The 11561-nt window shown below is 59.4% G+C and carries 11 protein-coding genes; 3 read left to right on the top strand and 8 right to left on the bottom strand.

Annotated elements, in window-relative coordinates; genetic code table 11:
- Positions 1 to 275: 275 nt before the first annotated feature.
- A complete protein-coding gene (locus tag ACIPZE_RS27170) occupies positions 276 to 1034 on the bottom strand; it encodes a Nif3-like dinuclear metal center hexameric protein (protein ID WP_283437668.1) in 759 nt (252 codons plus the stop codon).
- A 103-nt stretch (positions 1035 to 1137) separates the two neighbouring features.
- Here ACIPZE_RS27170 and algW point away from each other — a divergent pair, with 103 nt between their 5' ends.
- The 3 genes from algW to ACIPZE_RS27155 all read left to right on the top strand — a co-directional run bounded on the left by algW (position 1138) and on the right by ACIPZE_RS27155 (position 5222).
- Positions 1138 to 2295, top strand: coding sequence for a Do family serine endopeptidase AlgW (gene algW / locus ACIPZE_RS27165; RefSeq protein WP_129389209.1), 1158 nt, complete (start codon positions 1138 to 1140; stop codon positions 2293 to 2295).
- Between the two features lie 88 nt (positions 2296 to 2383).
- Positions 2384 to 4489 carry a TonB-dependent siderophore receptor gene (locus ACIPZE_RS27160; protein WP_400776460.1) on the top strand — a complete coding sequence of 702 codons (2106 nt, stop codon included), beginning with the start codon at positions 2384 to 2386 and terminating at the stop codon, positions 4487 to 4489.
- 13 nt (positions 4490 to 4502) lie between these two features.
- On the top strand, positions 4503 to 5222 hold the full coding sequence (locus ACIPZE_RS27155) for a DUF4198 domain-containing protein (RefSeq protein WP_400776459.1): 720 nt from the start codon (positions 4503 to 4505) through the stop codon (positions 5220 to 5222).
- A gap of 470 nt (positions 5223 to 5692) precedes the next feature.
- Here ACIPZE_RS27155 and hisC read toward each other — a convergent pair whose 3' ends face one another.
- The 7 genes from hisC to ACIPZE_RS27120 form a co-directional block, all read right to left on the bottom strand.
- Positions 5693 to 6745, bottom strand: a complete 1053-nt coding sequence (gene hisC / locus ACIPZE_RS27150) for a histidinol-phosphate transaminase (protein WP_400776457.1) — start codon at positions 6743 to 6745, stop codon at positions 5693 to 5695.
- A 3-nt stretch (positions 6746 to 6748) separates the two neighbouring features.
- A complete protein-coding gene (gene hisD / locus ACIPZE_RS27145; protein WP_283437672.1) occupies positions 6749 to 8086 on the bottom strand; it encodes a histidinol dehydrogenase in 1338 nt (445 codons plus the stop codon).
- A 124-nt stretch (positions 8087 to 8210) separates the two neighbouring features.
- On the bottom strand, positions 8211 to 8846 hold the full coding sequence (hisG, locus tag ACIPZE_RS27140; protein ID WP_007912384.1) for an ATP phosphoribosyltransferase: 636 nt from the start codon (positions 8844 to 8846) through the stop codon (positions 8211 to 8213).
- A gap of 124 nt (positions 8847 to 8970) precedes the next feature.
- A complete protein-coding gene (murA, locus tag ACIPZE_RS27135) occupies positions 8971 to 10236 on the bottom strand; it encodes a UDP-N-acetylglucosamine 1-carboxyvinyltransferase (RefSeq protein ID WP_053117117.1) in 1266 nt (421 codons plus the stop codon).
- Between the two features lie 22 nt (positions 10237 to 10258).
- A complete protein-coding gene (locus ACIPZE_RS27130) occupies positions 10259 to 10498 on the bottom strand; it encodes a BolA family protein (protein WP_283437673.1) in 240 nt (79 codons plus the stop codon).
- A gap of 115 nt (positions 10499 to 10613) precedes the next feature.
- Complete coding sequence (locus tag ACIPZE_RS27125; RefSeq protein ID WP_283437674.1) at positions 10614 to 10919, bottom strand: lipid asymmetry maintenance protein MlaB; 306 nt, start codon at positions 10917 to 10919, stop codon at positions 10614 to 10616.
- On the bottom strand, positions 10916 to 11560 hold the full coding sequence (locus ACIPZE_RS27120; protein ID WP_283437675.1) for a phospholipid-binding protein MlaC: 645 nt from the start codon (positions 11558 to 11560) through the stop codon (positions 10916 to 10918). The genes ACIPZE_RS27125 and ACIPZE_RS27120 overlap by 4 nt, the downstream gene beginning before the upstream one ends.
- Position 11561: the final 1 nt, after the last annotated feature.

The raw sequence follows: 11561 nt of genomic DNA, 5'->3' as shown, positions 1-11561 counted from the left end.
CTGTTTCAGATGCGTCAGTTTGTCGACCATGGCTACTCACGAAAACTTTCTTATGAACGGCCAGCGGGCCGTGTTCGAGCGGGAAATCCTAGCACAGCGGCCTCTTCTAATCAGGACGCCAACTAGATCGAAAGGGTATATGAATATGCCCACTCGTTTGGGCGATGCCCCCTGTAGGAGCTGCCGAAGGCTGCGATCTTTTGATCTGGTCTTTTAAAAAACAAGATCAAAAGATCGCAGCCTTCGGCAGCTCCTACACAGGGGAGCGGTGTTCGTCAGATCGGGTTTGGGCAGTCGATGAAGATGTGTTCGAGGGCGAAGCGTTTCGCCAGGTAGTCGCCTAGCGCCTGCACGCCGTAGCGTTCGGTGGCGTGGTGGCCGGCGGCGATGAAGCTGATGTCGTTTTCGCGGGCGCTGTGGAAGGTCTGCTCGGACGCTTCACCACTGAGATACAGATCGACGCCCGCCGCGACGGCCTGATCGATATAGCCCTGACCGCCACCGGTGCACCAGCCGACCCGGCGGATCATCGGGTTGCCCTCGATCAAAAGTGGCTCGCGGCCCATGACTTCCTGCACCTTGCGGGCAAAATCGCGCGCGGTCATCGGGTCTTTCAGCGAACCGACCAGACCAACGATCTTAAGATTGTCCGGATCCAGCGGCCCTTCCACCGTGATGTCCAGTTGGCGAGCCAGCTGCACGTTATTGCCAACGTCCGGGTGCAGGTCCAGCGGCAGGTGATAGGCCAACAGACTGATGTCGTGCTTGAGCAGCGTCTTCAGTCGACGCTGCTTCATGCCGGTGATGCACGGGTTTTCGCCCTTCCAGAAATAACCATGATGCACCAGCACCAGATCGGCCTCGGCCTCGACGGCGGCATCCAGCAAGGCCTGACTGGCGGTGACGCCGCTGACAATGCGCATCACCTGCGGACGGCCTTCGACCTGCAAGCCGTTGGGGCAATAATCGGCAATTTTCGCACTGCCAAGGTAACGGTCGGCTTCTTCGACGAGGGTGCTGAGGGCAACGGCCATGAAAGACTCCTAAATATCCCGTTCAGAGGCGCGCGCGGCCTCGTATAATGCGCGACATTATGGGCGGTCTGACCCCGCCTGCAACTCTTCCAGGACGTGCTTAATGTTCAAGGCGCTACGTTTTATGGGCTGGCCGCTGTTGGCCGGCGTGCTTATCGCTCTGTTGATTATTCAGCGTTACCCGCAGTGGGTCGGGCTGCCGAGCCTCGACGTCAACCTGCAACAGGCGCCGCAAACCACCAGCGTGCAGCAGGGCCCGGTGTCCTATGCCGACGCGGTGACCATCGCGGCGCCATCGGTGGTCAACCTGTACACCACCAAAGTCATCAACAAACCGGCGCATCCGTTGTTCGAAGATCCACAATTCCGGCGCTTCTTCGGTGACAACTCGCCGAAGCAGAAACGCATGGAGTCGAGCCTTGGTTCCGGCGTGATCATGAGCCCGGAAGGCTACATCCTCACCAACAACCACGTGACCAGCGGTGCCGATCAGATTGTGGTCGCCCTGAAAGACGGTCGCGAAACCCTCGCCCGCGTCATCGGCAGCGACCCGGAAACCGATCTTGCGGTCTTGAAGATTGACCTGAAAAGCCTGCCGGCGATCACCGTCGGCCGCTCCGACAACATTCGTATCGGCGACGTTGCGCTGGCCATCGGCAACCCGTTCGGTGTTGGCCAGACCGTAACCATGGGCATCATCAGCGCCACGGGGCGTAACCAGTTGGGCTTGAACAACTACGAAGACTTCATCCAGACCGACGCGGCGATCAACCCGGGCAACTCCGGCGGCGCGCTGGTCGATGCCAACGGCAACCTGACCGGCATCAACACGGCGATCTTCTCCAAGTCCGGCGGCTCGCAGGGCATCGGTTTTGCCATCCCGGTGAAACTGGCGATGGAAGTCATGAAGTCGATCATCGAGCACGGCCAGGTGATTCGTGGCTGGCTGGGCATTGAAGTACAACCGCTGACACAGGAACTGGCCGAGTCGTTCGGTTTGTCCGGGCGTCCGGGGATTGTGGTTGCGGGGATCTTCCGCGATGGCCCTGCGCAGAAGGCGGGCCTGCAATTGGGTGACGTGATTCTGAGCATTGATGGCGAGCCGGCCGGTGATGGTCGCCGTTCGATGAACCAGGTCGCGCGGATCAAACCGACCGACAAGGTGACGATTCAGGTGATGCGCAACGGCAAAGAGTTGAAGCTGAGCGCTGAAATCGGCTTGCGCCCGCCACCGGCGCCGGTGCAGGAAAAAGAAGAGTAAGACTTTTTTCGCGCCAAGCGCGCGAATAAAAGACATTCTCAACAGGCATGTTATATTGTTTCAATTCTAAGAATTGGAACAACATAACATGTCATCTCGAACAAAGGCCTCGCTGCTCGGCCTGAGCCTTGGCCTGCTGGTCGATCCAGCTTTCGCCGAAGAACCCGAACCCCTCGAACTCGACGCCATCAGCGTCATTTCCGACTACGAATCGCCGACCGGCCCGGTCAAGGGCTATCGCGCCACGCGTTCGTCCAGCGCGACCAAAACCGACACCGCGATCCGCGATATTCCGCAGGCGATCAGCGTGGTGCCGGCCAGCGTGTTCAAGGATCTGGGCAGCAGCAGCGTCGAGCGCGCACTGGATTTCGCTGGCGGCGTGTCGAAGCAAAACAACTTCGGCGGCCTGACGCTTTACGAATACAGCGTGCGCGGCTTCACCACTTCGGAGTTCTATAAGGACGGTTTCAGCGCTAATCGCGGCTACCCGAGCACACCGGATGCGGCCAATATCGAGCGCATCGAAGTGCTCAAAGGCCCGGCCGCCAGTCTGTATGGTCGAGGCGATCCTGGCGGCACGGTGAATATCGTCACCAAGAAGCCGCAAGCCGAAGCCTTCACCACCCTGCAAACCAGCGCCGGCAGTTGGGATCGCTATCGCAGCGCGCTGGACGTCAACACGCCGCTGGATGATCAGGGCAATGTACTCTCGCGGGTTAACCTGGCAATCGAGGACAACCACAGCTTTCGCGATCACGTCGACAGTCACCGCGTGTTCGTCGCACCTTCGATCAGCTGGCAGTTGAATCCGGATACCTCGCTGCTGGTGGAAAGCGAGATCGTCCGTCACAGCTCCACGTTCGATCGCGGCATCGTCGCGCCAAACAACAAGTGGAGCGGCGTTTCGCGCTCGACTTTCCTTGGCGAACCCAACGACGGCAACATCGACAACCACAACAATCTGCTTCAGGCCATGTTGGAACATCACCTCAACGACAGCTGGAAGCTGCGCCTGGCCAGTCATTACAAGGAAGGCAAACTCTGGGGTTACGCCTCGGAAAACCGCCCACTGAGCGCTGATGACCGCACCGACAACCGTCGCTATCGCGAACGCGATACCCGTTGGCACGACAGCATCACCCAGCTCGAGCTGCGCGGTCTGTTCGACCTCGGCCCGTGGCAACACGAACTGCTGATCGGCAGCGAATACGAAAACTTCCGCAAAAACGAGCGTGTCACCAGCATCGCCGGCGGCCCTTACGCCATCGACATCTACAAACAGATCTACGGTCAGGCGAAACCCAACGGCGCACGCTCGGGCACTGACACGTTCGAACACGTCGAAAGCCATGCGCTGAATCTGCAGGACCAAATCATCTTCACCGACAAACTGCGCGGGATGATCGGTGCGCGCTTCGAGCATTTTGATCAACACATCGACGACCACAGTCGCAACGCAACGAGCAACCAGCGTCATGACGCCCTCACCCAACGTGCCGGCCTGCTCTATCAACTGACGCCAGAAACCGGGCTGTTTGCCAATGCCTCGACCTCGTTCAAACCGAACAATGGCCTCGACGCGTCCGGCAAATCCTTCGACCCGGAAGAAGGTGTCGGCTACGAAATCGGGATCAAGAGCGAACTGTTCGACGACCGCCTGAGCAGCACCCTCGCCTTCTTCCACATCGACAAGGAAAACGTCCTCGCCCTCGATCCGGCCACCGACACCAGCCGTGCGATGGGCAAGGCGCGCAGTCGCGGTTTCGATTGGCAGGTCACCGGGCAAGTCACCGATGCGGTACGCGTCATCGGCGCCTTTGCCTACATCGACGCCGAAGTCACCCAGGGTGACACGGTGATTCCCACCGGCAGCCGCATCCTCGGCGTGGCCAAACGCAGCGGCAGTCTGCTCGGGGTGTATGAGTTTCAGGATGGGCGTTTGCGTGGCTCGGATGTCGGCGCGGCGTTCACGTATGTCGGCGACCGCTCCGGTGAATCCGGTAGCGATTTTGAATTGCCGGCGTATCAAACCGTCGACCTGCTGGCTCACTACAAGGCCAGCGACAACGTCACCGTCGGCCTGAATCTGAACAACGTCTTCGACGAAAAATACTACGAGCGCTCCTACAGCAACTACTGGGTCAACCCAGGCGAGCCGCGCAATTTCACCGTCAGCCTGACTCTCAACCTGTAAAAGGAAGTCCCCCATGCAATACGGCAAAACCCTTGTGCTCATCGCCGCGCTGTTCGCCGGCCAGGTCTCGGCCCATGGCCTTTGGACCGAACAACGCCGTGGCAATATCGAAGTGATCTACGGCCATGGCGCCGAAGACAACGCCTTCAAGGCACAGAAAATCAGCGGTGCCTGGGCCTACGATGTGGGCGGCAAGATGATTCCGGTCAGCCTCGAGCGTCTGGCGGATCACGCCCGTTTGAAGCCGCTGAAGTCGCCCGCAGTGATGGCCGTGGCACTGAACAATGGCAAGTGGTCGCAAACCGCTGACAAGAAGTGGATCAACCAGGGCCGCAGCAAAGTGCCGGGCGCTGTCGAGGCGACCGAGACGTTCAAATACAGCCTGGCGATTTACCAGCCGGGAGCGAAGTTGCCCAAGCTCGATCAACTCAAATTGCTGATTCTGCCGGAGGTTGATCCGTTGACCGTGGGGCCGGGCAAGTCATTGCCGGTGCGGGTGTTGCTCGACGGCAAACCGGCGGCGGGGGTGAAGTTGATCGGCGACTATCGCAGCGCGCCGAACACGCTGAGCACCGAAACTGACAAGGATGGCCGGGCGCAGGTGTTGGTCAGGAATGAAGGGTTGAATGTGATTGCGGCGCAGGTTGAGGTTTCGGTGAAGGACAGTGTTGATGTGAATAGTCGTGGGCTGTTCAGCTCGCTGACATTCCTTGGCGAGCCGCATCACGAATAAGAGCATACCCTCATCGGAAACGCCGCCCGCCCAGCCCTCTCCCGGAGGGAGAGGGAGCCGACCGAGTTGTCTTGTGAGGTACATCGACCTGAAAGACCGGGTCGATTATGGATTCGGTAAAGCAGAATCAGGTCGGTGCAATTCAACAGCATCCCCCAATCAGTCCCCTCTCCCTTTGGAAGTGGGAGCCGACCGAGTTGTCTTGTGAGGTACATCGACCTGAAAGACCGAGTCGATTATGGATTCGGTAAAGCAGAATCAGGTCGGTGCAATTCAACAGCATCCCCCAATCAGTCCCCTCTCCCTTTGGGAGTGGGAGCCGACCGAGTTGTCTTGTGAGGTACATCGACCTGAAAGACCGAGTCGATTATGGATTCGGTAAAGCAGCATCAGGTCAGTGCAATTCAACAGCATCCCCCAATCAGTCCCCTCTCCCTTTGGGAGAGGGTTAGGGTGAGGGGCTCTTGCCTTTAAAGCTCACCCAGGCCGTCGATCAACGCCTGATTCTGCTCCGGCGTGCCAATCGAAATCCGCAGGAACTGCGCAATCCGCTGTTGCTTGAAGTGCCGCACAATCACGCCTTGCTCGCGCAACTTGGCCGCAAGTCCCGCCGCATCATGCTGCGGGTGCCGCGCAAAAATGAAATTCGCCGCCGACGGCAGCACTTCAAAACCCTTGGCCTGCAACTGCGCGATCACCCACTCACGGCTCTCGATCACCAATCGGCAGGTCTTGGCGAAATACTCGCGATCTTCGAACGCAGCAGCAGCACCGACAATCGCCAGACGATCCAGCGGATACGAGTTAAAGCTGTTCTTGATCCGCTCCAGCGCTTCGATAAGATCCGGATGCCCCACCGCCAGACCAACGCGCAAACCCGCCAACGAACGCGACTTGGACAGCGTCTGCGTCACCAGCAGGTTCGGATAACGATCGACCAGACTGATCGCCGTATCGCCGCCAAAGTCGATGTACGCCTCATCAACAACCACAACTGAATCCGGGTTGGCCTTGAGGATTTGCTCGACTGCATCCAGCGCCAGCAGGCAACCGGTCGGTGCGTTCGGGTTAGGGAAGATGATCCCGCCATTCGGCTTGGCGTAGTCGGCCGGGTCGATCTGGAACTGCGCGTCCAGCGGCACTGCGTCGAACTTGATGCCATACAAACCGCAATAAACCGGATAGAAGCTGTAGCTGATGTCCGGGAACAGCAGCGGCTGATCATGCTGCAGCAAACCGTGGAAAATATGCGCGAGCACTTCGTCCGAACCGTTGCCGAGGAACACCTGATTGCTCTGCACGCCGTAATACTGGGCGACCGCTGTTTTCAGCAGATCGCTGTTCGGATCCGGGTACAGACGCAGGTTGTCATTCAACTCAACCTGCATCGCCGCCAGGGCTTTTGGCGATGGGCCGTAGGGGTTTTCATTGGTGTTGAGCTTGACCAGTTTGGTCAGCTTCGGCTGTTCGCCCGGCACGTACGGCACCAGATCCTTGACGAACGGGCTCCAGAATTTACTCATCGCTCAGTTCCCCTGCCCTTTTAGAAAGTCTGCGTCTTTGATGCGGTATTCGGCGCTGCGTGCGTGCGCACTCAGCGATTCGCCACGTGCCAGTACCGATGCCGTTTTACCCAACTCGGAAGCACCGGCCTCGGAGCAGAAGATGATCGACGAACGCTTCTGGAAGTCGTACACGCCCAGCGGCGACGAGAACCGCGCGGTGCCGGAAGTCGGCAGCACGTGGTTCGGCCCTGCGCAGTAGTCGCCCAGCGCTTCGGAGGTGTGACGGCCCATGAAGATTGCGCCGGCGTGGCGGATCTGCGGCAGCCAGGCTTGCGGGTCAGCGACCGACAGCTCCAAGTGTTCCGGGGCGATGCGGTTGGCGACGTCGATGGCTTGCGCCATGTCCTTCACGTGAATCAGCGCACCACGACCATTGATCGAGGTTTCGATGATGGTCGCGCGGTCCATGGTCGGCAGCAGTTTGTCGATGCTCGCCGCGACCTTGTCGAGGAACTCGGCGTCCGGGCTGACCAGAATCGCCTGCGCGTCTTCGTCGTGCTCGGCTTGCGAGAACAGGTCCATGGCGATCCAGTCCGGATCGGTCTGGCCGTCGCACACCACGAGAATTTCCGAAGGGCCGGCGATCATGTCGATGCCGACCTGACCGAAGACGTGACGCTTGGCCGTGGCGACATAAATGTTGCCCGGACCCACCACCTTATCGACTTTCGGCACGCTTTCGGTGCCATAAGCCAGCGCTGCGACGGCTTGCGCGCCACCGATGGTGAACACCCGGTCAACGCCGGCGATGCACGCAGCCGCCAACACCAGTTCGTTGATTTCACCGCGCGGGGTCGGCACGACCATGACCACTTCGGTTACGCCGGCGACCTTGGCCGGAATCGCGTTCATCAACACCGACGACGGGTACGACGCCTTGCCGCCCGGCACGTACAGACCGGCGCGATCCAGCGGCGTGACCTTCTGGCCGAGCACAGTGCCGTCGGCTTCGGTGTAGCTCCACGAATCCTGTTTCTGTTTCTCGTGGTAGCTGCGCACGCGGGCCGCAGCTTTTTCCAGGGCTTCGCGCTGTGCCACGGTAATCCGCGTCAGCGCCAGTTCCAGGCGCTCGCGCGGCAGGATCAGGTCAGCCATCGAAGCGACTTCGAGGCCGTCGAACTTCTCGGTGAACTCGACCAGCGCTGCGTCACCGCGTTCGCGCACAGCCTTGATGATGTCCAGCACCCGCTGATTGACCGAGTCGTCAGACACACTTTCCCAGCTCAGCAGATGATCCAGATGATGCGCGAAATCCGGGTCAGCAGCGTTGAGTCGGCGAATTGCAGTCGTTGCGGTCATAGCGAGAGCCTCATAGGAATGGCAAAAACTCAGGCGCCCGAAACTATCATTCGATCCGCTTAGGCACCTGAGAATTCTGGCTATGAGGCGGATAGACGGCGCGACCTGGGGTCGCGCAGGTAAATCAGCCGCGGTGTCGCGATTCCACTGCGTTGCGCAGGGTATCGATCAACGCCTGGATTCGAGCGTGTTGCATTTTCATCGAAGCCTTGTTGACCACCAGGCGCGAGCTGATCGTGGCGATCAGTTCCTGAGGCTCCAGGCCGTTGGCGCGCAGAGTGTTGCCGGTGTCGACCACGTCGATGATCTTGTCGGCGAGACCGATCAGCGGTGCCAGCTCCATTGAGCCATAGAGCTTGATGATGTCGACCTGACGGCCCTGCTCGGCGTAGTAACGCTTGGCGACGTTGACGAATTTGGTCGCCACACGCAGACGGCCCTTGGGCTCTGGCGCGCCGATCTTGCCGGCGGTCATCAGTTTGCACTGGGCAATCTGCAGGTCCAGTGGCTCGTAGAGGCCCTGACCGGTGTATTCCATCAACACGTCTTTACCGGCAACGCCCAAATCGGCCGCGCCATGCTCGACATAGGTCGGCACATCGGTGGCGCGCACGATCAGCAGACGAACGTCGTCCTGCGTCGTGGGGATGATCAGCTTGCGGCTCTTGTCCGGATTCTCGGTCGGCACGATGCCCGCTTCGGCGAGAAGCGGCAGGGTGTCGTCAAGGATGCGGCCCTTGGACAGTGCGATGGTCAACATGGGAAACGTCAGTCCTTATCAAGGTACTCATGTCCGGTCGCAATCGGCGCCGGACACACATCGAGCCGGAAACCGGCTCGACTCTTAAACTCAGTGGACACGTCCCTGTGTCCCAATCCAGCAATCAGCCCGGAACGCGACGGATCTTGGCGCCCAGCATCTGCAGTTTTTCTTCGATGCACTCGTAACCACGGTCGATGTGGTAGATGCGGTCGATCAGCGTATCGCCTTCGGCAACCAGTGCCGAGATCACCAGGCTTGCCGAAGCACGCAGGTCGGTAGCCATCACTGGCGCGCCTTTCAGGACTTCAGTACCGGTAACGATGGCAGTGTTGCCTTCGACCTGGATCTTGGCGCCCATGCGGTGCAGTTCGTACACGTGCATGAAACGGTTTTCGAAGATCGTCTCGATCACCGCACCGGTGCCTTCGGCAATGGCGTTGAGCGAGATGAACTGTGCCTGCATGTCAGTCGGGAAAGCCGGGTACGGCGCGGTGCGCACGTTCACTGCTTTCGGACGCTTGCCGTGCATGTTCAGCTCGATCCAGTCTTCACCGCAGGTGATTTCTGCGCCGGCTTCACGGAGTTTATCCAGGACCGCTTCAAGGATGGTCGGATCGGTGTCCTTGACCTTGACGCGGCCACCGGTCACGGCAGCAGCGACCAGGTAGGTGCCGGTTTCGATACGGTCAGGCATGACTTTGTAGAAGCACGAACCCAGACGCTCGACGCCATCGATGGTGATGGTGTCGGTACCGGCGCCGGACACTTTGGCGCCCATGGCGTTGAGGAAGTTCGCCAGGTCAACCACTTCAGGCTCGCGGGCGGCGTTCTGCAGGACGCTGCGGCCCTTGGCCAGAGCAGCAGCCATCATGATGTTCTCGGTACCGGTCACGCTGACGGTATCGAAGAAGAAGCTTGCACCGCGCAGGCCACCTTCAGGCGCCTTGGCCTTGATGTAGCCGCCTTCGACGTCGATGACCGCGCCCATGGCTTCGAGGCCACGGATGTGCAGGTCGACCGGACGCGAACCGATGGCGCAACCGCCAGGCAGGGCGACTTCGGCTTCACCGAAACGAGCAACCATCGGGCCCAGTACCAGGATCGACGCACGCATGGTTTTCACCAGTTCGTACGGCGCGATCAGGGTCTTGATGGTGCGCGGATCGATTTCGACGCTGAGTTTCTCGTCGATCACCGGCTCAATGCCCATGCGACCGAACAGCTCGATCATGGTGGTGATGTCATGCAGGTGCGGCAGGTTGCCAACGGTCACCGGGCCATCGCACAGCAGCGTGGCAGCCAGGATCGGCAGGGCAGAGTTCTTTGCCCCGGAAATGCGGATCTCGCCATCAAGACGAGCGCCACCGGTAATAATCAATTTATCCATAAGAATCTCGACGCCCTTAGGCTCAGGTGCGCTCGGCCCAGGCCGCGCTGCTGAAAAATTTCATAGTGACCGCATGGATGCTGCCATCGGTGATCCATGGGTTCAAATGGGCATAGATCTGCTGCTGACGCTTCACCGGGCTCAACGCCGCCAGTTCATCGCTAATCACGTTCAGCTGGAAATTGCAGCCTTCGCCCTCAACTTCTACCAACGTTCGGGGCAGCTTTCCTTCAAGGAAGCTCTTCACTTCTACGGCCTGCATGCTCAACCTCAATCGGCGCCCTGTGCGCACGGGTCGGACATCATACAAAAAAGCCCCGCGCCTGCGAACCCCGCATGGCAGGACTCTGACGGGGGGCTTCTTTACAGATGCGGGTTCAGGGGTGCGCCAACAGCTCGGTCAGCTCACTGACCTGGGCGATTTCGCGCATGTCTTCGGGCATCGCGCGGATGCTCACAGCCTTGCCGGCCGCGTGGGCATCGCGCATGAAGCACAGCAGCAACGACAAACCGACGCTGCTGGATTTCTTCACCGCCGAACAATCGATCACCAGCGACGCCGCTTTGCTGGACTTGATCAGTGCCTGACCTTCCTTGCGCAGGTCAGGCCCGGTGCGGTAATCCAGCACTCCGCTGAGCAATAGCTCGTCGACATCACTCATACGAACAGCGGCCTCATTCATTGCGCTTGGTTCTTTTCGGTGGACTCTTTGGCTTTGGCCACTTCACCTGCCCAATTGTTGATGGTCTTGTCCAGGTCATTGCCATTGCGCTGCATCGCGTCAGCGAACTGATCACGGAACAGCTTGCCGATGTTGATGCCGTTGATGATCACATTGCGCAGTTTCCACTCGCCGTCGATCTTCTCCAGCGTGTACTGCACAGGATAGATCGCACCGCTGGAGCCTTTGACGGTCATGCCGACGCTGGTGCGATCGCCCGACTCATCCTTGGCAGGATCGACGGTAATGCCCTGGTTGTTGTACTCGAGCAAGGCGTTACCGTAGAACTGGAACAGGCCGCGTTTGAAGTTTTCCTGGAAGGTCTGCATCTGCGCAGGCGTGGCCTTGCGCGAATACTTGACCGTCATGATGCTCTTGGAAATGCCTTCGGCATCCACTACTGGCCCGACGATGCTGTTGAGCGCCGCGTAGAAATCAGTTGGATCCTGCTTGTACTTCTCTTTATTGGCGGACAGATTGGCAAGCATCCGGTTCGTGGTGTCCTGAACCAGATCATGCGCCGATTGTGCCGCCACAGCGTTACCCATCAGTGGCAATGCCGCGAGCAACACCAACAGGCCACGTCGCAAGGTAGAGATCATT

This window comes from Pseudomonas sp. NPDC089741 (genome assembly GCF_044748825.1).
In the GTDB taxonomy this organism is placed as follows: Bacteria; Pseudomonadota; Gammaproteobacteria; order Pseudomonadales; family Pseudomonadaceae; genus Aquipseudomonas; species Aquipseudomonas helmanticensis.
This window is presented reverse-complemented; position numbering and strand designations above follow the sequence as displayed.